We start from the raw sequence: 21,742 nt of genomic DNA on the forward strand, positions 1-21,742 counted from the left end.
GACCCCACCAAGGCCGATTCCGCGCCGGTTCAGCGTGCCGAACGGTAGATCTTGGTCACCTTCTTGCCGGCTGCGCCGACCTTGCCCCGGTCGACGCCGTCGACCATCACCGTGACCGCACTGCCGTCGTCCACCTTGACCTTGAACGGCGGCGTGACGTCGAGTCGGTGCACGTCGCCGGCCGCCACGTCGTCGGCGAAGACGACCCGGCCCTTGGCGTTGATCACCTTGAGCGACGTCGACGAGGTGGCGGTGATCTTGGCCGTCACGTTCGCGACGCTCGCCTGCTCACCGGCGGGCTGCGAGCTCGATCCGTTACTGAGCGACGCGGCCGGGTTCTGCACGTCAGGGTCGCGGTCCATCGCCAACCGGGCGATCGACCAGGCCAGGACGACGGCCATCACTGCGGCCACCAGGACCGACCAGTTCGGGCCGCCACGGGTGGAGCGGATACCCCCGGTACCCGTGGCCAGTTCGGCGGTGAAGACCCGGCGCGGGTCGATCGGCGCGTCCGCGTAGGTCGCGTCGTAGCTCGCCAGCAGCGGCTCGACGTCGACGCCCAGCACCCGGCACAGCGTGCGCAGGTGCCCACGGGCGTAGAAGTCGCCGCCGCAGGGCTGGAAGTCGTCGACCTCGATCGCCTCGATCACGTGCGGACGGATCCGGGTCCGCTCCGCGAGCGCGTCGACGCTGAGGCCCAGTCGGGCGCGAGCCGCAGCCAACTCGGGGCCGATGATCGGGTCGGCTACCGGCTCGGTGGCGACAACATCGTCGAAGACCAGCGGCTCGGCGGCGGGCACCAGCAACGGCCGGGCTGCCTGCGGCATCTCGGTGACCAGGCTGACCGAACCCGGACGCCGAAGTTCCCGGCCCTCGGTGATCAGCTCGTCGTCGGCTACCGAAGCCTGACTGTGCACCTCGGCGCGGCGCGCGGAGCGGAGTTCGCGCACCGGCTCCAGCCCAGCGGTCTCGGGCTCAACGTCGGTGTCCGTGTCGGCTGCGAGGTCGGTCTCGGTGACGTCGACGTCCAGCGCCGCAACAGGTTCCTCAGCGACCGGCTGCTCGGCTACGTAGACCGGCGCTGCCGCGACTGGAGCCAGGCGGATCTCGTCGGTGTCCGCGAAGAGGTCGGCGGCCGGCGCCTCGCGCTCCGGGCCGCGACCCTCAGAACCGTTGTCAGCAAGGGCATCAACTTCGTCGGCCTCGTCGGCGATAAGGACCGCAGCAGGTGCCGGACGCACCTCGGTGACCTGCGCCTGCGCCCCGGCCAGCACCCGAAGGCTGGTCGTCAGATCCTCACTGAGCTGCGGTACCCGGGTCGCCAGGCTCAGCGGAACCACGAACTCGGCGCCGTGCAGTCGGCGGTTCAGCCAGACCTGACGCCGTCCCGATGCGTCGAGCTCGGCAACCACGGCGTCGGCATCGTGCGGCACGAGGATCAACCGTCCGTCGCGCAGCAGACCGCCGCGGGGGCTGTGCTCGATCTCGGCCAACTCCTGCCAGGGCAGACCGGTCCACGCGCGGCCCAGTCGCAGTCGGACACCCTGGCCGTCGGCGACCAGCAGCGGGGTGCGGGCGTCGAAGAAATTCGCGAGCCAGTAGGCACCCATCGCGGCAGAGGCGGCGAAGAGCGCCCAGTCGGCGATGGCGCCGGTCTCCGTGGCCCTACCCAGCCAGGCGATCGCCACAGCGGAGGCGATGGCGCCGACGAACGCCGAGAGCCCACCGTTACGGCGGACCTCAACGGCCTCGGTCGAGACGTACTCTGCTGCGCTCACATCTCCCCCTGCAACGTTGCGATGACACTGTCCAACTCGTCGGGCTTGATCAGTACGTCGCGGGCCTTGGAGCCCTCGCTGGGGCCGACCACGCCACGGCTCTCCATGATGTCCATCAGGCGCCCTGCCTTGGCGAACCCGACGCGCAGCTTGCGCTGCAGCATCGAGGTCGAACCGAACTGGGTCGAGACGACCAGCTCGACGGCCTGGATGACCAGGTCGAGGTCGTCGCCGATGTCGTCGTCCAGGTCGCGCTTCGCAGCGGCGGGCGCGGTGACCTCTTCGACATAGGTCGGCTCGAGCTGGGTGCGGCACATCGCCACCACAGCAGCGATCTCGGCCTCGGTGACCCAGGATCCTTGGACCCGGATCGGCTTGCTCTCGCCCATCGGCAGGAAAAGACCGTCACCCTGACCGACCAGCTTCTCGGCACCGGGCTGGTCGAGGATGACGCGACTGTCGCCGAGCGACGAGGTCGCGAACGCCAACCGGGACGGGACGTTGGCCTTGATCAGACCGGTGACCACGTCGACCGACGGGCGCTGGGTCGCCAGCACCAGGTGGATACCAGCGGCACGGGCCAGCTGGGTGATCCGGACGACCGCGTCCTCGACGTCACGCGGGGCGACCATCATCAGGTCGGCAAGCTCGTCGACCACGACCAGCAGGTAGGGATAGGGTGTCAGCACCCGTTCGCTACCCGGCGGGACCTCGACCTTGCCGGCCCGGACCGCCTTGTTGAAGTCGTCGACGTGACGGAACCCGAAGTTGGCCAGGTCGTCGTAACGCAGGTCCATCTCGCGCACCACCCACGCCAGCGCTTCCGCGGCCTTCTTCGGGTTGGTGATGATCGGCGTGATCAGGTGCGGGATGCCTTCGTAGGCGTTGAGCTCCACCCGCTTGGGGTCGACCATGATCATCCGCACCTCATCCGGCGTCGAGCGCATCAGGATCGAGGTGATCATCGAGTTGATGAAGCTGGACTTACCCGAACCGGTGGCACCGGCCACCAACAGGTGCGGCATCTTCGCCAGGTTGGCGACGACGAACCCGCCCTCGACGTTCTTGCCGAGGCCGACCACCATCGGGTGGTGGTTGTTGCGTGCGGTATTCGAGCGGAGCACGTCACCGAGGGAGACGATCTCCTTGTCCGCGTTGGGGATCTCGACACCGACCGCCGACTTGCCGGGGATCGGGCTGAGGATCCGGACATCGGCAGAGGCCACCGCGTAGGCGATGTTCTTCTGGATGTTGGTGATCTTCTCGACCTTCACACCGGGCCCGAGCTCGACCTCGTAGCGGGTCACGGTCGGACCGCGGGTGTAACCGGTCACCTGGGCGTCGATGTTGAACTCGCCCAGGACCTGGGTCAGTCGGTCCACCACGGCGTCGTTGGCAGGAGAGGTCTTCTTGGGCGCAGAGCCCGGCTTGAGCAGGTCGCTCTGCGGAAGCGAGTAGGCGATGTCGCCCGAGAGCGCCAACTGCTCGACCCGCTGCGGCAGTTCTGCGTGCGGCGGCGGGGCCAGCTCCGGCTTGGCCGGCGGCACGATCGACGGCGGCGCAACCGGCGTCGGGGCAGCGGCGGCAGGCGTCGCGGCGCTGCCGGCAGCCTTGCTCGGCGGCGTCGTGAAGTCGGCGTCGTAGTCGAACGGCGCGTCGTCGACGTCGGCGATGTCGGTCTCGACCGCCTTGCCACGCTTGCGCTTCTTGATCTCGCGATCCTCGACCAACGCCGAGTCGTAGGCAGGGTCGCCCATCTCGGGATCGATCTCCACCGGCTCCGAGGCCTTGCCGCGCGACCGCTTGGGGCGCTCCTCGTCGTCGTAGTGATGGTCGTAGCCCATCACCCGATCGCGGAACTCAGCGAGCCGTTCGGGGATCAGGTAGACCGGGGTCGAGGAGATGACCAGGACACCGAAGAGGGAGACCAGGGCCAGCAGGGGGATCACGACGTACGGCGTCCGGAGCAGGTCCAGCAACAGGCTGGAGATGACGAACCCGACAGCACCGCCGGCCTGCTGGAGCTCTTCGGTGTCTCCCATGACCGGGCGCGGGCTGCCGTTGGCGATGTGCACGATGCCGAGGATGCCGAAGCAGAAGGCCGTCCAGCCGATCACCTGACGGCCGGCCGGGCCGTTGCGTTCCGGGTCACGCATGTTGCGCCAGCCCACGTAGACCAACAGCATCGGGACGAACCAGGCGAGCTTGCCGAGCGAACCGGCGACCGCGGTCCGGGTCCCGTCCATCACGCCACCGGGCAACCGCCACCAGACCGCCGCGGCGACGACGACGGCCAGACCACAGAGGAAGAGCCCGACGCCGTCACGGCGCTGCTCGGGCTCGATCTCGCGGGCACTGTGGCCGATCGAGCGCGCAATCGCACCCAAGCCGTGGGCCAAGCCCATCCAGATAGCGACGATGCCGCGCGCGATCGCTGTGAAGAAGCGCGCGAAGGGCCCGGGGCCGTTGCGTACTGCCCGTGGAGCCGGACGGCTCTTGGGTGCGCTCTTGCCTCGGGTGCTGGTGGACTTCTTGGTTGCAGTACTCCGTGATCGGGTGCTCGAACCAGACCCGGATGCTTTCGCTCGGGTCGTGCTCTTGCTCCGCGACCCCGGCGGGGAAGACGTACGGGTCGCCATGCTGGCGACTCTAAGCGAAAGTCACCACCGTCTCAGGGACCACACAAGTGCGTGTCGCTCACTCCAGTAGCAGAACGCACTCCCCCGCCTCACCGATGAACTTTTCGCGCAGGGCCGTTACCGACTTGTTTCTTTCGGGCCTAGACCCGATGGACAACAAACCCTAGTGTGCTGGAGGTCACACCTTTGGTTGTGATCACCTCTCGGATCTCTCGGAAGGCTCACCATGCGATTCCTCAGGCAGGGCTTTGCCCTGACCCTGGTGGGCGCTGGCCTTGTTGCTGTGCCAGCCCTCACCGCCGCCAGTTCCACAGCGGCCCCCGATGACTCCACCCTCGTGGAGCAGATGCGCAAGAACGCCGACACCCCCGCCGTCGTCCAACGCGAGGCGGCGACCGGAGCGATCGGCTTCATCCGAGCCACCAACGGTGGCGACCTCCTGCCCGGTAACGACAGCGGCCCCGCCGCCAAGGCCGACGCGTACCTCAGCAAGTACGCCCAGGCCTTCGGTGCACCGCGTGGTCAACTCAAGCGCGAAGCCATCACCAAGACCGCACACGGCACCGTCGTCGACTACACCCAGAGCTATCAGGGTGTCCCCGTCTTCGGTTCCCTGCTGCGCGCCCACCTCGATGACGCCGGCAACCTCACCAGCGTCAACGGCGAGGCCGTCCCGGACCTCAAGCTCGACGTCACCCCGCGCTTCTCGAAGGATCAGGCCTCGGCGAGCGCGGTGAGCCTGGTCAAGACAGACCCGACCGGCGACGCCTCGGCCAAGGTGAACACCGCCGGCCTCAAGGCGAAGACCGCCGAGCTGATGGTCTACCGCACCGGCCTGGTCAAGGGCGAACGCGGCACGAACGAGCTCGCCTGGCGCGTCGAGGTGACCAACGAGAAGAACATCCGCGACGTGCTCTTCATCGACGCGATGACGAACAAGCCGCTCAACCGGTACTCGATGATCCACAACTCCCTCGACCGTGCCCTCTACGAGGCCGACGAGGAGCGCAACCTCACGCAGGTGTGGGGCGAGGGCGACGAGTTCCCCGGTGCCCTGAACCAGGACCAGCAGAATCTGGTGCTCTCCGCGGGCGAGGCCTACTGGTTCTTCAAGAACACCTTCAACCGTGACTCCTACGACGGTGAGGGCGCGCGGATGAACACGGTCAACAACGACCCCGCCATCCAGTGCCCGAACGCCAACTGGAACGGCGTCACCACCAACTACTGCGACGGCGTCACCTCCGACGACGTGGTGGCACACGAGTGGGGTCACGCCTACACCGAGTACACGCACGGGCTGATCTACCAGTGGCAGGCCGGCGCTCTGAACGAGTCGTACTCGGACGTGTGGGGCGAGACGATCGACCTGATCAACAAGCGCGAGGACGAGGGCGAGGGCGATCTCTACAAGAAGCGTCCGGTCAACACCTGCTCGACCCACTCCCCCGGCGTCCCGCTGCTGACGATCACCGCTCCGGCGTCGATCGCCCGCGACTGCCTGACCGCCGGCGCGTCGTTCGGTAAGCAGTTGGACCGCACCGGGATCACCGGCGAGGTGGTGGCCCCGACCGATGCCGCCGAGACCGACGGCACCACCACCGACGGCTGCTCGGCCTACGACCAGGACGTCACCGGCAAGATCGTGATCGTCGACCGTGGCCTCTGTGCCTTCACCGACAAGGCGGCGCGCGCCACCGAGGAGGGCGCCGCGGCGCTGATCATCGGCAACCGGGACAACTCGGCGATCGGCATGTCGGGTGACGACACCACGCTGGTGACCACGGTCTCGATCGGCCTGGACAATCGCGAAGCGATCCGCAGCGCCTTGGCCGGCGGCCAGAAGGTCACGGTCAAGATGCGGGACGTGGCCGACGAGCGCGTCGACTCCTACCGTTGGCTGCTCAGCGAGAAGTCGACCGCCTTCGGCGGGGCGATCCGCGACATGTGGAACCCGACCTGTCACGGTGACCCGGGCAAGGTCTCGGACGCCGAGTACAAGTGCAGCACCGACGACAACGGCGGCGTGCACGGCAACTCGGGAGTGCCGAACCACGGCTACGCACTGCTGGTCGATGGCGGCACCTTCAACGGCGTCACCGTCAACGGCATCGGCCTGGACAAGGCGGCGAACATCTACTTCACCGCGATGAACGAGTACCAGACGCCGGTCAGCGGCTTCCCCGACCATGCGGAAGCACTGGATGCGTCCTGTGCCCAGCTCACCGGCAAGCGGATCTACCAGATCAGCACGAAGGCGAACGACCGCCAGGCGTTCAACGGCACGATCACCGCCGGCGACTGTGCTCAGGTGCGGGCGATGGCGAAGGCCGTCGAACTGCGCAAGGACCCGGCTCAGTGCAACTTCAAGCCGCTGCTCTCCGAGCCTGCCGGCTCACCTTGTGGTTCGGGTTTCAAGACCCGCGTCGCATGGAGCGAGGACTTCGAGGACGGACTTGAGGGCTGGACCCAGAGCGCAGAGTTCCCCGACCCCGCGGAGGACTACAAGACCTTCCCGTGGGAGGCGAACCGCGAGGCGCCCGAGCACGACTCCTGGGCGGCCTACGCTCCGGACCCGCCGAAGTACGGCGACTGCATCCCCGGCAGCGATGACTACTCCAGCGCCGCATCGCTGGAGAGCCCGGAGATCACCGTCCCCGAGGGCACCAAGCCGCTCTTCTCGTTCGACCACTACGTGGCCACCGAGCTGGGCTTCGACGGCGGCCTGGTCCGGGCCAGCGTCAACGGCGCCGACTTCGCTCCGGTGCCGGAGGCCGCGTACCTGGTCAACGGCCCGAACGACACGATGGCAGCAGCTCCCAACAACACCAGCCCGTTGGCCGGGCAGCCCGGGTTCACCGGCACCGACGGCAACGAGTTGAACGGCAGCTGGGGCACCACCCGGATCGACGTCGCGGCGCTGGGCGCCAACGCGGGCGACACGGTGAAGTTCGCCTTCGTGATGGGCCGCGACGGCTGCAACGGCTTCGACGGCTGGTACGTCGACGACGTCCAGCTGACGGTCTGTGACGAGCTGCCCCCGCCGGTCGCCTCGAAGGTCAAGGCGACGGCGAAGCCGGTCAAGATCAAGAAGGCCGGCAAGTCGAAGGTCACCGTGAAGGTGACGGCGACCGGGACCACGCCGACCGGCAAGGTCACGATCATGCTGAAGTCCAAGACCCTGGCCAAGGGCACGCTCAGCAAGGGCAAGGTCGTGCTCACCATCAAGGGCAAGCAACTGAAGGTGGGCAAGAACAAGCTCACCGTGAAGTACGCCGGCTCCTCGACGGTGAAGGCCGGCAGCACCAAGGTCACCATCACCCGCAAGAGGGGCTAGCAACCCACCGCAGTACCTGCACCGCACAGGACCGGCGGGTCGAGGCATCAGCCTCGGCCCGCCGGTCTGCGTCCGCGAAGGTCGAGCCCCGGAGGTCCAGCCCGGGAGGCCCGGAGGTCGAGCCTGTCGAGCCCGGGAAACTGATCTCGACAAGCTCGATCACCGGGTCAGAGGTCGAGCCTGTCGAGACCCCAACGCTGATCTCGACAAGCTCGATCACCGGACTCGACAGGCTCGATCACCGGATGGGAGATCACACGACGGCGGCGAGCCAGGGCACCACGATGAAGGCGGTCGGGAGCAGCAGCACCGCAACGGCGGCGGTCAGCAGGGTCGCGGCCTGGACGCGGCGCGGACGGTCCTCGGCGAGCAGTTCGACCCGGGCCAGCAGATGCGATCCGCCGACGCCGAGCGCGGCCTGCGGCGCACGTCCTTCGGCCAACGCCACCAGCGCCCGGCCCAACGGCAGGGAACCGCTGTGCCGGACGGCGGAGCGGTCCGCGATCACCTCCACCAGCAACTGCACCTCGCGCATCGCAGCCGCACTGGAGACCCAGGCCGGGAACGCCTCACGCAGGGCGCTGAACGCCTCCAGCACCAGGTCGTGGCGGGCTCTGAGATGTGAACGCTCGTGGGCGAGCACGGCCCCGAACTCCTCGTCGGTGAGGACACCCTGCGCACCAGCGCTGACCACGATCCGGTTCTGGCCGAAGCCCGGCACGCAGTACGCGACCGGCAGGTCGTGCTCGATCACCCGGAGGTGACCACTGCGCTCCCCGACCAGGTCCAACTGTTCGCGGTGCCGACGCCGGACCGCCCGCAGCGAGGTGCCGACCCGGTGCGCACTGAGCAGCATCCGCCCGGCGACCAGGACGGTCAGCGCCAGCGCAGCCAGGCCGAGCCAGGCGTTGATCGCGCCATGCTGGGTGAAGAGCGCCAGACCGGCACCGATCGCCGCCAGCACACCGGCCGCGGCGATCGCCTGCCACAGCAGCATCGCCGCCAGGGGCGTACGACGCAGCTGCGGCACCCGCGCCAGCAGCGCGGGAACCGGGCCGGCCAGCGCGATCGCCAGGCCGGCAAGGAGGATCGGGGTCATCTCAGCGCCGTTCGAGCTCCGCCAGCGCCTGGCGCAGCGCGTCGATGTCGTCGTCGGTGGCGACACCGACGAAGGCAGCCAGCGCAGTGCGCCGATCGTGCTCGGCGAACTCGTCGAGGGTCCCGCGCATCAGTTCGGCAGTCATCTCACCGCGACTGGACCGGGCCCGGTACGTGTAGGCACGGCCGTTGCGCAACTGCTCGACCATCCCCTTGCGGGCCAGGCGATCCATCACGGTCATCACGGTGGTGTACGCGATGTCGCGGTCGTCGGCGAGGAGCGCGTGCACCTCACGAACCGTGAGCAGTTCGCCGTCTTCGGCGTTCCACAACACGTCCATCACGGCGCGTTCGAGATCGCCGATCTTCTTCCGGGAGGTGAGCATGCCCTCATTGTACCTACGAATCCTTACGTACTACTCTCCGTAGTAGCTACTACACTTCGTAGTAAGACCACCGGAGAGGCAGAGCCATGGAAGTCGTCGACATCGCACGCTGGCAGTTCGGCATCATCACTGTCTACCACTTCCTCTTCGTTCCGGTCACGATCGGCCTCTCCCTGATCGTCGCGGTCTTCCAGACGATGTGGTTGCGCTCGAAGAACCCCGACCACCTCCGGCTCACCAAATTCTTCGGCAAGCTCTTCCTGATCAACTTCGCGATCGGCCTGGTCACCGGCATCGTCCAGGAGTTCCAGTTCGGGATGAACTGGTCGGACTACTCGCGCTTCGTCGGTGACGTCTTCGGTGCGCCGCTGGCGATCGAGGGGCTCCTCGCCTTCTTCCTCGAGTCGACCTTCCTCGGTCTCTGGATCTTCGGCTGGGACAAGCTGCCCCGTGCGCTGCACGCCAGCTGTATGTGGTTGGTCCACATCGGCACCCTCTTCTCGTCGTACTTCATCCTGGCCGCGAACTCCTGGATGCAGCACCCGGTCGGCCACACCTACAACGCCGAGACCGGCCGCGCCGAACTCGTCGACTTCTGGGCCGTGATGTTCAACAAGGTCCAGATCTGGGCCTTCCCACACGTCATCACCGCCGCCTACCTGACCGGTGGCGCCTTCGTCCTCGGCATCTCGGCCTGGCTCTACCTGCGCAAGCGCACCGCTGAGGCGGACCGCCCGATGTACCTGACCGGTGCCCGGGTCGGCGCCTGGTTCGTGCTGATCGCCGGCCTCGGCGTCGCGATCACCGGTGACCTGCAGGGCAAGATCATGACCGAGGTCCAGCCGATGAAGATGGCGGCCGCCGAAGGACTCTACGAGACGTCGGACAGTTGCGCTCCGTTCTCGGTCTTTACCATCGGTACGCCCGACGGCAAGGAGGAGAAGTTCGCGGTCACCGTGCCTTGTCTGCTCTCGTTCCTGGGCACCGGTACCTTCGACGGCAAGGTCGAGGGCATCAACCCACTCCGTGAGAAGTACCGCGAGACCTATGGCCAGGACCCGGGTGCCGCGTACTACCACCCCGACGACTACGTGCCGGTCATCCCGGTCACCTACTGGTCGTTCCGCTTCATGATCGGACTGGGCATGGCCGCTGCCGGCGGCGCGGCACTCCTGCTCTGGCTGACCCGCAAGGGCCGACGCCCGGCCAGCAGGTGGTGGGGCGTGATGGCACTGTCGCTGCCGGTGATGGCGATCTTCGCCAACAGCTTCGGCTGGATCTTCACCGAGATGGGCCGCCAGCCCTGGGTGGTCTACGGCCTGATGACCGTCGACAACGCGGTCTCCCCCGGCGTCAGCACCACCGAGGCCTGGATCTCACTGCTCACCCTGACCGGCCTGTACGCGGTACTGGCCGTGATCGAGGTGAAGTTGCTGATCACCTACGCCCGGAAGGGCGCCGACCCCTACGTCGAGCCACCGAACCCCACCCTGCGTGGCGGAGACGATGCGGACGACGACGCTCCCCTGACCTTCGCCTACTGATCGACGGCCCGGAGAAAAGAGACAGACATGGAACTCACCACACTCTGGTTCATCGTGATCGCCTTCCTCTGGATCGGCTACTTCGCACTCGAAGGGTTCGACTTCGGCGTCGGCATGCTGATGCCGGTGCTGGCCAAGAACAACACCGAGCGGCGCGTCATGATCAACACCATCGGCCCGGTCTGGGATGGCAACGAGGTCTGGGTCCTGGTCGCCGGCGGCGCCACCTTCGCCGCCTTCCCCGAGTGGTACGCCACGCTGTTCAGCGGCTTCTATCTGCCGCTGCTGCTGATCCTGGTCGCCCTCATCGTGCGGAACCTCGCCTTCGAGTACCGGCACAAGCGGGACGACGCCCGCTGGCAGGCCAACTGGGACAATGCGATCATCTTCGGTTCGCTGGTTCCGGCCTTCCTCTGGGGTGTCGCCTTCGCCAACATCGTCGGCGGGGTCCCGATCGACGCCGAGAAGGAGTTCACCGGCACCCTGTTCACCCTGCTGAACCCGTTCGGTCTCCTGGGCGGTGTGGTGACCACGTTGCTCTTCGCCACCCACGGCGCGATGTTCGTCGCGCTGAAGACCGTCGGCGACATCAGGCACCGGGCCCGCGCCCTGGCGATCAAACTCGGCGTCGCCGCAGCAGTCGTCGCCGTCGGCTTCATGGTGTGGACCCAGATCGACACCGGTGACGCGTCGTCGGCCATCGCCTTCGTCGCCGCAGCGCTCGCCCTTGTCGGCGCCCTCGCTGCGGCCGCCAAGGGGCGCGAGGGATGGGCCTTCGTCGGCACCTTCCTCACCATCGTGCTCGCCGTCGCCGGTCTCTTCCTGGCGCTCTTCCCGGACGTGATGCCGTCGAGCACCGACGCCGCGTTCTCGCTGACCACCACGAACGCAGCGGCGACGGCCTACACGCTCAAGGTGATGACCTGGGTGGCCGTCTTCTTCACCCCGATCGTGATCGGCTACCAGGCCTGGAGCTACTGGGTCTTCCGGAAGCGGATCGGCACCCACCACATCCCCACCGAGACGCTGGAGCACGTGGCGTGAAACCGCTCGACCCCCGGGTACTTCCCCACCTGAAGCCGGCCCGTGGCGCCCTGGCTGCCGTCGTCGGCGGCAACGTGGTGGCGGGAGTCCTGGTGGTCGCGCAGGCCTTCACCGGCGCCGCCCTGGTCGCCGAACTACTCGCCGCGCCGTCGCAGGACGGTTGGCACGCCGCGGCGTTCGGGTTCGCCGCCGTCACCGTCCTGCGGGCCATCGTCGGCTTCGGCGTCGACTCGGCGGCGGCCCGGGCTGCCACCACGGTCGGCGCCCGGCTGCGCCAACTGGTCCTCCGCGCGGTGCTGGACACCCCGGCCACCGAGCTGACCAGTCGGCGCAGCGGTGAACTGGCCACGCTCGCCACCCGCGGCGTCACTGCCGTCGAGCCCTACCTCACCCGTTACCTACCCACACTGGTCCTCGCCGCCGTCCTCCCCGCGCTGACGGTGCTCGCGATCGCCACCCAGGACATCTGGAGCGCGCTGATCGTGATCGCCACCCTGCCGTTGGTGCCGATCTTCGCGATCCTGATCGGGTTGAGCACCAAGGAACAGGCCGACAAGCAGTGGCGGGCGCTCGGCACGTTGGCGGGCCATTTCCTCGACGTGGTTCGCGGGCTGCCGACGCTGGTCACCCACCGTCGCGCCCAGGCACAGGTGCCGCGGATCCATGCCGTCACCCAGCGCTACCGCAAGGCGAACACCGAGACGCTCAAGCTGGCCTTCGCCTCCTCCGCGGCCCTGGAGCTGATCGCCACCATCTCGGTGGCGTTGGTGGCCGTCGTGGTCGGTCTGCGTCTTGCCGCCGGTGGGCTCGACCTGCAGACCGCGCTCACCGTGCTGCTGCTCGCCCCTGAGGCCTACTGGCCGCTGCGCCGGGTCGGCGCCGAGTTCCACTCCGCCGCCGAAGGCACCGCGACCTTCGAGCAGATCGACACCCTGCTGGGCCCGGACGCCGCGGCCCCCGCCATCGACTTCGAGATCCGCAAGCCGATCGAGGCCGAGCCGGTCCCGATCCACATCGACAACCTCACCCTCAGTTGGCCCGGACGGGACGAACCCGTCGTACGGGGGCTGACGGCGACCATCCCGGCGCGCGGGATCACCGCCATCGTCGGCCCCTCGGGCTGCGGCAAGAGCACGCTGCTGCAGGCGCTCCTCGGCGAGCTTCCGGTCGCCGGGGGCGGTTTCGACCGCGGCGGCCTCGACGACGATCAATGGCAACGCTCGGTGGCCCAGGTCCCCCAACGGCCCTGGATCGTCCCCGACACGGTGGCCACGAACCTGCGGATCGCGGTGCCCCACGCCACCGACAACGACCTCTGGGACGTGCTGGCCGCCGTCGACCTGGCCTCCTTGGTCGCCGGGCTTCCCGCGCGGTTGGAGACCCCGCTCGGCGAGGAGGGGCTCGGCCTGTCGGCCGGACAGCGGGCCCGGCTCGCCCTGGCCCGGGTGCTGCTTGCGGACCGGCCCTACGTCCTTCTCGACGAGCCGACCGCGCACCTCGACGACGAGACCGAGCAGGTGATGATCGAGATCCTGAAGGCGATCTCCGAGACCCGCACGGTGATCGTGGTGGCACACCGCGACTCGGTCGTCGCGGCCGCCGACCAGGTGATCGCGCTCAACGGCCCGGACGCCCCGGACGCCGTCACACCGGACCGGGCACCGGCCCGGCTCCCGGAGCCGCTGGCAGCGACCAGCCCGGTCCCGCAAAGCCCCGAACCCGACGCTCCGAGCCGGGCCCGTTGGCTGTGGGCACTGCTGCTCGGGACCCTCGCCTCGGCCTCCGGTGTCGCGTTGACGGCGACCGCGGGCTGGCTGATCGCGCGCAGTGCCGAACAGCCGCCGGTGATGATGCTGACCGTGGCGATCGTCGGCGTCCGCACCTTCGGGCTCGCCCGGCCCGCACTCCGCTACGCCGAGCGCCTGCTCTCCCACGATGTCGCGCTCCGGGTCCTGGCCGAACGGCGCAGCGCCGTCTACGCCGCCCTGATCCCGCTGGTCCCGGCCCGCCTCGGGCGGAGCAGCGACGTCCTCACCGGGATCGTCGACGACGTCGACGCCGAGCTCGATGACCGGCTCCGGGTGCGGCTCCCGCTGGTCACCTGGCTCGGTGTCGCTGCCCTGGCCTTACTCACCGCCTTCCTGATCCTCCCCGCCGCGACCCTGCCGATCGCCGCGGTCAGCCTCGGTGGCGGGGCGATCGCCTGGCTCGCCGGTCGGCTCGGCGCCCAGCACTACGAGCCCCGGTTCGTAGCGGCCCGCGGCGAGATCGGCCGGCGTTCCACGGAGCTGATCGACTCGGCCCGGCAGCTCGTGCTCTGGCAGGCCGACCGGCAGGCACTGGCGGACGTGGACGCTGCCGGCGACCGGCTGAGCACAGCCTCCGCCGGCTCGGCCCGCAGCACCGCCGCCGGCCGTGCCCTGGCGCTGACGGTGGCCGGCCTCGGTGTCGTCGCCGTCGCGCTGCTCGGCGCCCCGGCGCTGGCCGACGGCGAGGTCTCCGGCCCGCTGCTCGCGCTGCTCCTGCTGCTGCCGCTCGCGTTGGCCGACGTCACCGCTCCGCTCGCCGACACCGGGGCGCTCAGCGTCCGGACCCGCGCCGCCCGGGATCGCGTCGACGCCCTGTTCTCCACTCCCCCGGCCGTCACCGACCCGGCCACCCCCCGGGCGCTGCCAGCAGGACCGGGCGAGGTGACACTGGCCGGAGTCAGCGCCGAGTGGATCGACGGCACGCCCGCGCTCGCCGCCGTCGACCTCGAGCTGACGCCGGGCCGGTGGGTCGGGGTCACCGGTCCGTCGGGGAGCGGCAAGAGCACCCTGGCGATGGTTCTGGCCCGTTTCCTGCTGCCGGTCGACGGCAGCGCGCGGCTCAACGGAACCGACTATGCCGAGCTCACCGGCGACGACCTGCGACGTGTGGTCGGCGTCGTGGACGACGACCCGTACCTGTTCGCCTCGACAGTTGCGGAGAACATCCGCCTCGCCGCGCCGGAGGCCGACGACCTCACCGTGGAGCTGGCGATCCGCTCGGTCCACCTCGGCCCTTGGCTCGACGCGCTCCCCCAGGGGCTGGCGACCAGGATCGGCGACGGCGGGCGTGCGGTCTCCGGCGGTGAACGGGCCCGCCTCGGACTCGCTCGCGCCGCGCTGGCCCAGCATCCGGTACTGGTTCTCGACGAGCCGACCGCTCACCTGGACACCGCCACCGCGCAAGCCGTGGCCCGCGACATCCTGGCCACCCGCCAAGGACGGTCGTTGGTGTGGATTACCCACGATCAGGTCGGCCTCGCCGCGATGGACGAGATCCTCACGCTCGACGCCGATGCGCGGCAGAAGGTCCGGTAACGCGTAAGTGGCGGCTGGCTCCCAGTATCGGGGAGCCAGCCGCCACCTAGGTCGAGCTGGTGGGCCCAGCCTCAGGACTCGACGACGACCGGGACGATCATCGGGCGTCGGCGGTGGGTGTTGGAGACCCAACGGCCGATCACGCGGCGCACCTGCTGCTGGAGCTGGTGGGTGTCCTTGACGCCGTCCGCCAGGGCACGATCGAGCGCATCGATGATCGGCTGCTTGATCGCGTCGAACGTGGTGTCGTCCTCGGCGAAGCCGCGGGCGTGGATCTCCGGGCCGGCCGCCACCTTGCCGGTGACCGAGTCGATCACCACGATGACCGAGATGAAGCCCTCCTCGCCGAGGATCCGGCGATCCTTCAGCGACGCTTCGGTGATGTCGCCCACCGACTGGCCGTCGACGAAGACGTAGCCGCACGACACCTTGCCGGTGATCTCGGCCTTGCCGTCGATCAGGTCGACGACCACGCCGTCCTCCGCGATGACGACGTTCTGCACGCCGGTCGCCTTGGCCAGCTCACCGTTGGCGAGCAGGTGCCGGATCTCGCCGTGCACCGGCATCACGTTGCGCGGCTTGACGATGTTGTAGCAGTAGAGCAGCTCACCGGCCGAGGCGTGGCCCGAGACGTGGACCAGCGCGTTGCCCTTGTGGACCACCCGTGCGCCCCAACGTGCCAGACCGTTGATCACCCGGTAGACGGCGTTCTCGTTGCCGGGGATCAGCGACGAGGCGAGGATGACGGTGTCGCCCTCCTCGATGTGTACGAAGTGGTGGCTGCGCTGGGCGATCCGGCTCAGCGCCGACATCGGCTCGCCCTGCGAACCCGTGGAGATCAGCACCTGCTTCTCGGGTGCCAACGCTGCCAGTTCCTTCGCGTCGACCAGCACCCCCGGCGGCACGTTGAGGTAGCCGAGGTCACGGGCCACCGCCATGTTGCGGACCATGGAGCGGCCGACGTAGGCCACCTTGCGCCCGTGCTCGACGGCGGCGTCCAGGATCTGCTGGACACGGTGGATGTGCGAGGCGAAGCAGGCCACGATGATCCGCTGGTCGCTCTCGTGGAAGACCCGGTCGAGCACCGGAGAGATCGATTTCTCCGTGGTCGTGAAGCCAGGAACCTCGGAGTTGGTGGAGTCGGTGAGGAAGAGGTCGACGCCCTCCTCACCGAGCCGCGCGAAGGCGCGCAGGTCGGTGATCCGACCGTCCAGCGGCAGCTGGTCCATCTTGAAGTCGCCGGTGTGCAGCACCATCCCGGCGCCGGTACGGATGGCGACCGCCAACGCGTCCGGGATCGAGTGGTTCACCGCGACGAACTCGAGGTCGAAGGGACCGAACGCGATCCGTTCCCCCTCCTTGACCACATGGTGCACGGTCTCCTTGAGGCGGTGCTCCCGGAGCTTGGACCCGAGCAGGGCGAGGGTGAGCTCAGAGCCCACCAGCGGGATGTTGGAGCGTTCCCGCAGCAGGTAGGGGGTGGCCCCGATGTGGTCCTCGTGGCCGTGCGTGAGCACCAGCGCCTCGACGTCGTCGAGACGGTCACGGATGGACTCGAAGTCGGGCAGGATCAGGTCGACGCCGGGGTGGTGGTCCTCAGGGAAGAGGACGCCGCAGTCGACGATCAGCAGACGGCCGTCGTACTCGAAGACGGTCATGTTCCGACCGACATCTCCGAGCCCTCCGAGCGGGGTGACCCGCAGGCCGCCGGGGGCCAGCGGACCTGGAGCGGTCAGTTCAGGATGGGTGTGGCTCATCTACTCCTCAGATCAGGCCGGACGCGGCCAGCCCCGCACGAAGCGCGGCGTACTCCTCGTCGTCGAGTGGAACGAGCGGGCTGCGCACGTTCCGGTTGTTGATGACACCGAGCAACTGCAGCGTCGCCTTTGCCGTGGTGGCTCCATAGTTGGGGACGCCCATGATGGCGTCCGTCGCGGGGAGCAGCCGCGTGAAGATCTCGCGTGCGCCGTCGATGTCGCCGGCGAACCAGCCGTCGAACATCGCCTTGATCTGGTTGCCGGCCGCGTGGCCGACCACCGAGACGACGCCGCAGGCGCCGTGGGCCAGGAAGCCGAGGCTGTTGGCGTCGTCACCGGAGTAGACGGCCAGGCCAAGTTCGGTCTTGATCCGCAGCGCGCGGACCATGTCACCGACGGCGTCCTTGACCGCGATCACCTTGTCCCATTCGGCTGCCTGGGCGTAGGTGTCGAAGGCGATCGTGGTGCCGGTCCGGCTGGGCACGTCGTAGAGCATGACCGGCAGTTCGCTGGCGTCCACGACCTGACGGAAGTGGTGCAGCAGGCCCTTCTGGCTGGGCTTGTTGTAGTACGGGGTGACCAGCAGGACGGCGTCAGCACCGTTCTTCTCGGCCTGCTTGGCCAACTCGACGGAGTGCACCGTGGTGTTGGTGCCGACACCGGCAACCAGTTTGATGCTCGGGCCGACCGCGGCCCGGACCGCGGCGAGGATCTCGCCGTCCTCCTCGATCGAGGTGGTCGGCGACTCACCGGTGGTGCCGGAGACGACCAAACCGTCGTGGCCGTTGGCCACCAGGTGGGCGGCGATCGCGGAGGTGCCGTCGAAGTCGACGGAGCCATCCTCGTGGAACGCGGTGGCCATAGCGGTGAGCACGCGACCGAAGGGCGCCTCGGGTGCAACTGACGTCATAAGGTGAAGGTTATCGCTCCGTCTTGGCGAGGTGTGGCATGACCTCGGTAGCGATCAGTTCCAAGTGCTCCAGATCGGCCAGATCGAGGACCTGGAGATAGATCCGCTGAGCGCCCGCCGCTGCGTAGGCGTTGATCTTCTCGACCACCTCTGCGGGGGTACCGGCGAGGCCGTTCTCCCGGAGTTCGGCGACCTCACGCCCGATCCGGCCGGCCCGCCGGGCGATCTCGGCCTCGTCGCGGCCGACGCAGACCACGAGCGCGTTGGACCAGATCAATTCGTCGGGGTCGCGGCCGATCTCGGTGCAGGCTGCCCGGACCCGGGCGAACTGGTCCCGGGTGGTCTCCAGGGAGACGAAGGGCAGATTGAACTCGTCGGCATAGCGGGCGGCGAGGGCCGGCGTCCGCTTCTTGCCGAGGCCGCCGATCAACACGGGCGGGTGCGGGTCCTGAACCGGCTTCGGCAGCGCCAGGGAGTCAGTCAGGGTGTAGTGCTCGCCGGCGAAGTCGTAGCGCTCCCCCAGCGGCGTCCGCCACAGACCGGTGATCACGGCGAGTTGCTCGGAGAAGCGGTCGAACCGCTCCTTGGTGCTCGGGAACGGGATGCCGTACTGGGTGTGCTCGGCCTCGAACCAGCCGGCACCGATACCCAGTTCGATCCTGCCGCCGCTCATCTGGTCGACGTTCGCGACCTGGATCGCGAGCACCCCCGGGTGCCGGAAGGTGGCCGAGGTCATCATCGTGCCGAGCCGGATGGTCTCGGTGTCGCGGGCCAGTCCGGCCAACGTGGTCCAGGCGTCGCTCGGCCCGGGAAGACCGTCGGTGCCCATCCCCAGATAGTGGTCGGAACGGAAGAACGCGCCGAACCCGAGGCTCTCTGCGGCCTGCGCGACGGCGAGCAGGTCGTCGTAGGTGGCGCCTTGCTGGGGTTCGGTGAAGATCCGGAGTTCCATGGCCTCCACCTTGCCACCTCGGACAATCCGCCCGAACCCCGGTCCAGCGCGTCAATGTGACCTCAGCGCGCAGTTTCGGAACGAAACGCGACGCTGAGGTCACATTGAGGCTACTTGCGCTTGACGTGTACCCAGCTGATCGCGTTGCTGGGCGCGAGCTTGCTGGTCGCCGCCGGGGTGAAGTAGGCCTCGACGCCGATCTTGCCGGGGCTCTTCTGCTTCGGCAGCTTGATGGTGATCACGCCCTTCTTCGAGGCGTAGAGGTTGACCTTCTTCACCGTGGTGCCGTTGATCCGGAAGGTGACCGTGCCGGTCGGAATGACCTTCTCCGCACCGGTCACCGTCACCGTGACACGGAACTTCTTGCGGACCTTGACCGGCTTGGCGATCTTGAGCTTGGTGGCGCTGGTCCCGGTGACCGTCGGCTCCGGCGTCTCCGGCTCCGGCTCGGTCACCTCACCCGGCACGTAGACCGCGGCGGGGTTGCCGATGGTCGAGAACCAGCCCCGGGCCTTGGCGATGTCGTCGGTGAAGGCCCGTGAGAGCAGCAGCAACAGACGCGCCTTGGTGCCCTGCAGGTCACCACCGGCGATGACGCCGTTCCCCGATCCGGTGACGTTGCCGGTGCCGGTCCGGGTGGTGGAGACGAACCAGACCCCGTTGCCGATCGCCGCCGTACGAGCTGCGCCCATCGTGCCGCTCAGTCCGCCGGCTCCGGTGCCCATAGTGACGATCCCCTTGGCCCCGTCATTGACGAAGCCCTCGATCATCGAGCCGCTCGCCTCCTGGTAGGCATAGGCGATCTCGACCTTGGGCAGGTCCGCCGGGGTGATCGTCGAGACGTCGAACGGCGTCGCCCACCCGTCGCCGTCACACCGCCCGAGGCGAGCGGGTGCGTGGTTGAGCACGGTGGCGCCTTCGTCGATGTACCCGAGCGGTCCGTTGGACGGCGAGCCGAAGGTGTCCATCCGGGTGGTGTTGGTCTTGCGCACCTCACGCGCGGCGTGGATCTCGTCGTTGAGCATCAGGACGGTGCCGAAACAGTAGGTCCGCTGACCCGCCGCCAACTTCACCGCGTTGTAGAGGTTCGCGGGACCTTCGGTGCCGATCACCGGCTTGTCGCCGGGCGTCTCGCCTGCCGCCCACGGTCGCATCGCACCGGTGATCACCACCGGCTTCTTGCTCTGCACCGTGAGGTCGAGCCAATAGGCGAACTCCTCCATCGTGTCGGTACCCGTGGTCACCACCACGCCGTCGGAGGTCTTGAGCGCCTCCTCGACGGCCATGGTCAGCTCCCGGTACTTCTCGATCGTGTAGCTGCTGGAACCGCCGTTGCCGAACTGGACCGCGTCGACGTCGGCGACGCCGTTGAGTTCCGGCCGCAACTGGTCGAGGAGGTCGCTCATCAGGTAGGTGCCGGCTCGGTAGGAGCCGAACGTGTCACGCCCGTTCGCCTTGCCGGCAAGGGTTCCGCCGGTCGCGACCACCGTCACCTTGGCCGCACCCGGTGCCGCCGCGGCCTGCGCGACAGCCTTCTGGTAGGTCGGGCTGCTGACCACGACCTGGGTCTCGGGTGAGGCGGTCGCACCAGTGCTTGCGCCGACCGCCAGGACCGCGAGGCCGAGTCCGGTCACGGCCGCCGCCGAGACCGCGCGCATGCTGTTCTTCTTCGTCATCTCAGTCACCATCTCGCTGGGCCGCTCAGGCGCCCGGGTTGGAGGAGTCGGGGTTGCCGATCTCGGCGAACCAGGTCTTGGCCTGGTTGAAGTCGGTCGTGAAGGCCCGCGACAGCAACAACAGCAGCCGCGCCTTCGGCCCTTGCAGGTCACCGCCGCCGATGATTCCGTTGCCCCCGCCGGAGGCCGTGCCGGTTCCGGTGCGCGAGGTGGTCACGAACCAGACGCCGTCGTTGACGGCGGCAGTTCGAGCAGCGCCCATGGTGCCGCTGAGCCCGCCGGTCCCCGTGCCCATCGTGACGATCCCCTTGGCGCCGGCCGCTGCCGCGGAGGTGATGCCCGCACCGCTTGCGCCCTGGTAGGCAAAGGCGATCTCGACCTTCGGGAGGTCGCTCGGGGCGATCTCGGAGACGTCGAACGGGGTGAACCAGTCGTCGGTGTCGCAAGTGTTCACCCGGGCCGGCGCACGCCGCAGCGTCGTCGATCCCTGGTCGATCCAGCCGGCCGGGCCGAGCAGCGGCGTCTCGAAGGTGTTCATCCGGGTCGCGTTGCCCTTACGCACCTCACGGGCGGTGTGGATCTCGTCGTTGAGCATCAGGACGGTGCCGAAACAGTAGGTCTGCTGACCGGCGGCGAGCTTGACCGCGTTGTAGAGGTTGGCCGGACCGTCGGTGCCGATCACCGGCTGGTCGGACGCCGTCGCGCCTGCCGCCCACGGTCGCATCGCGCCGGTGATCACCACCGGCTTCTTGCTCTGCACCGTGAGGTCGAGCCAGTAGGCGAACTCCTCCATCGTGTCGGTTCCGGTGGTGACCACGACGCCGTCAGCGGTCTCCAGAGCGGTCTCGACGGCGAGAGTCAGCTCTCGGTACTTCTCGATCGTGTAGCTGCCGGAACCACCGTTGCCGAACTGCACCGAGTCGACGGTGCCGAGTGCATCCAACTCAGGGCGCAGTACGTCGAGCATGTCAGCGACCGGGTAGGTGCCGGCCCGGTAGGAGCCGAACGTGTCACGCCCGTTCGCCTTACCGGCAAGGGTTCCGCCGGTCGCGACCACGGTCACCTTGGCCTCGCCCGGCGCAGCCGCCGCCTGGGCGACCGCCTGCTGATAGCCGACGCTCTCGATCTGCACGGACGCCGTCGAATCGGCCCCCGGCCCCTCGCCCCCGGTCTGAGTGAGCACCACCGCACAGGTCGCCCCCACCGCAGCCGCAGCGACGGCCGTCCGGCCCTTGTGCAGCCATAGCTGAGCGCGCGGATTCTTCACATCCATCTTC

13 protein-coding genes are annotated in these 21,742 nt (G+C 68.5%); 4 read left to right on the forward strand and 9 right to left on the reverse strand.

The annotated features are described in order from the left end of the window. Positions 1-29: 29 nt before the first annotated feature. Entirely contained in the window at positions 30-1,778 is a 1,749-nt protein-coding gene (locus ACLM5J_RS18980; RefSeq protein ID WP_413658233.1) for a RodZ domain-containing protein, read from the reverse strand. Continuing rightward, on the reverse strand, positions 1,775-4,417 hold the full coding sequence (locus ACLM5J_RS18985) for a DNA translocase FtsK 4TM domain-containing protein (RefSeq protein ID WP_413658234.1): 2,643 nt from the start codon (positions 4,415-4,417) through the stop codon (positions 1,775-1,777). The genes ACLM5J_RS18980 and ACLM5J_RS18985 overlap by 4 nt, the downstream gene beginning before the upstream one ends. Before the next feature lie 226 nt (positions 4,418-4,643). Between ACLM5J_RS18985 and ACLM5J_RS18990 the strand changes: the two genes are divergently transcribed. Next, positions 4,644-7,754 (forward strand): M4 family metallopeptidase, encoded by a 3,111-nt coding sequence (locus tag ACLM5J_RS18990; protein WP_413658235.1) that lies wholly within the window; start codon positions 4,644-4,646, stop codon positions 7,752-7,754. Between the two features lie 253 nt (positions 7,755-8,007). Here the strand turns inward: ACLM5J_RS18990 and ACLM5J_RS18995 are convergent, their stop codons facing one another. Together ACLM5J_RS18995 and ACLM5J_RS19000 are read right to left on the reverse strand one after the other, a co-directional pair. After that, the gene (locus ACLM5J_RS18995) at positions 8,008-8,853 is read right to left on the reverse strand and encodes a M56 family metallopeptidase (protein WP_413658236.1); all 846 of its coding nucleotides are present in this window, start codon (positions 8,851-8,853) and stop codon (positions 8,008-8,010) included. 1 nt (position 8,854) lies between these two features. Further along, on the reverse strand, positions 8,855-9,238 hold the full coding sequence (locus ACLM5J_RS19000; protein ID WP_413658237.1) for a BlaI/MecI/CopY family transcriptional regulator: 384 nt from the start codon (positions 9,236-9,238) through the stop codon (positions 8,855-8,857). Between the two features lie 86 nt (positions 9,239-9,324). Between ACLM5J_RS19000 and ACLM5J_RS19005 the strand changes: the two genes are divergently transcribed. The 3 genes from ACLM5J_RS19005 to cydD are packed head-to-tail and all read left to right on the forward strand — an operon-like array spanning position 9,325 to position 15,170. Further along, the gene (locus ACLM5J_RS19005) at positions 9,325-10,782 is read left to right on the forward strand and encodes a cytochrome ubiquinol oxidase subunit I (protein ID WP_413658238.1); all 1,458 of its coding nucleotides are present in this window, start codon (positions 9,325-9,327) and stop codon (positions 10,780-10,782) included. A 27-nt stretch (positions 10,783-10,809) separates the two neighbouring features. Beyond that, positions 10,810-11,826: a cytochrome d ubiquinol oxidase subunit II gene (gene cydB / locus ACLM5J_RS19010; protein ID WP_413658239.1), complete on the forward strand. Its 1,017-nt coding sequence runs from the start codon at positions 10,810-10,812 to the stop codon at positions 11,824-11,826. Beyond that, the gene (gene cydD / locus ACLM5J_RS19015; protein ID WP_413658240.1) at positions 11,823-15,170 is read left to right on the forward strand and encodes a thiol reductant ABC exporter subunit CydD; all 3,348 of its coding nucleotides are present in this window, start codon (positions 11,823-11,825) and stop codon (positions 15,168-15,170) included. The genes cydB and cydD overlap by 4 nt, the downstream gene beginning before the upstream one ends. Before the next feature lie 71 nt (positions 15,171-15,241). On the opposite strand, the gene ACLM5J_RS19020 is transcribed toward cydD, so the two are convergent. From ACLM5J_RS19020 to ACLM5J_RS19040, 5 genes are all read right to left on the reverse strand, one after another. Further along, a complete protein-coding gene (locus ACLM5J_RS19020) occupies positions 15,242-16,927 on the reverse strand; it encodes a ribonuclease J (RefSeq protein ID WP_413658241.1) in 1,686 nt (561 codons plus the stop codon). A 7-nt stretch (positions 16,928-16,934) separates the two neighbouring features. Next, positions 16,935-17,837, reverse strand: a complete 903-nt coding sequence (dapA, locus tag ACLM5J_RS19025) for a 4-hydroxy-tetrahydrodipicolinate synthase (RefSeq protein ID WP_413658242.1) — start codon at positions 17,835-17,837, stop codon at positions 16,935-16,937. Between the two features lie 10 nt (positions 17,838-17,847). Continuing rightward, a complete protein-coding gene (locus ACLM5J_RS19030; RefSeq protein ID WP_413658243.1) occupies positions 17,848-18,789 on the reverse strand; it encodes an LLM class F420-dependent oxidoreductase in 942 nt (313 codons plus the stop codon). Between the two features lie 110 nt (positions 18,790-18,899). Continuing rightward, positions 18,900-20,465 carry an asparaginase gene (locus tag ACLM5J_RS19035; RefSeq protein WP_413658244.1) on the reverse strand — a complete coding sequence of 522 codons (1,566 nt, stop codon included), beginning with the start codon at positions 20,463-20,465 and terminating at the stop codon, positions 18,900-18,902. 25 nt (positions 20,466-20,490) lie between these two features. After that, a complete protein-coding gene (locus ACLM5J_RS19040; RefSeq protein ID WP_413658245.1) occupies positions 20,491-21,738 on the reverse strand; it encodes an asparaginase in 1,248 nt (415 codons plus the stop codon). Between the last annotated feature and the right edge of the window lie 4 nt (positions 21,739-21,742).

This window comes from Nocardioides sp. Bht2 (assembly GCF_047308515.1).
Classification (GTDB): domain Bacteria; phylum Actinomycetota; class Actinomycetes; order Propionibacteriales; family Nocardioidaceae; genus Nocardioides.

Coding starts and splice junctions, on each gene's coding strand:
- ACLM5J_RS18990 (WP_413658235.1), top strand. CDS start 4,644: ATGCGATTCCTCAGGCAGGGCTTTGCCCTGACCCTGGTGGGCGCTGGC.
- ACLM5J_RS19030 (WP_413658243.1), bottom strand. CDS start 18,789: ATGGAACTCCGGATCTTCACCGAACCCCAGCAAGGCGCCACCTACGAC.
- ACLM5J_RS19035 (WP_413658244.1), bottom strand. CDS start 20,465: ATGACGAAGAAGAACAGCATGCGCGCGGTCTCGGCGGCGGCCGTGACC.
- ACLM5J_RS18995 (WP_413658236.1), bottom strand. CDS start 8,853: ATGACCCCGATCCTCCTTGCCGGCCTGGCGATCGCGCTGGCCGGCCCG.
- ACLM5J_RS19005 (WP_413658238.1), top strand. CDS start 9,325: ATGGAAGTCGTCGACATCGCACGCTGGCAGTTCGGCATCATCACTGTC.
- ACLM5J_RS19020 (WP_413658241.1), bottom strand. CDS start 16,927: ATGAGCCACACCCATCCTGAACTGACCGCTCCAGGTCCGCTGGCCCCC.
- ACLM5J_RS19040 (WP_413658245.1), bottom strand. CDS start 21,738: ATGGATGTGAAGAATCCGCGCGCTCAGCTATGGCTGCACAAGGGCCGG.
- ACLM5J_RS18985 (WP_413658234.1), bottom strand. CDS start 4,417: ATGGCGACCCGTACGTCTTCCCCGCCGGGGTCGCGGAGCAAGAGCACG.
- cydB (WP_413658239.1), top strand. CDS start 10,810: ATGGAACTCACCACACTCTGGTTCATCGTGATCGCCTTCCTCTGGATC.
- ACLM5J_RS19000 (WP_413658237.1), bottom strand. CDS start 9,238: ATGCTCACCTCCCGGAAGAAGATCGGCGATCTCGAACGCGCCGTGATG.
- dapA (WP_413658242.1), bottom strand. CDS start 17,837: ATGACGTCAGTTGCACCCGAGGCGCCCTTCGGTCGCGTGCTCACCGCT.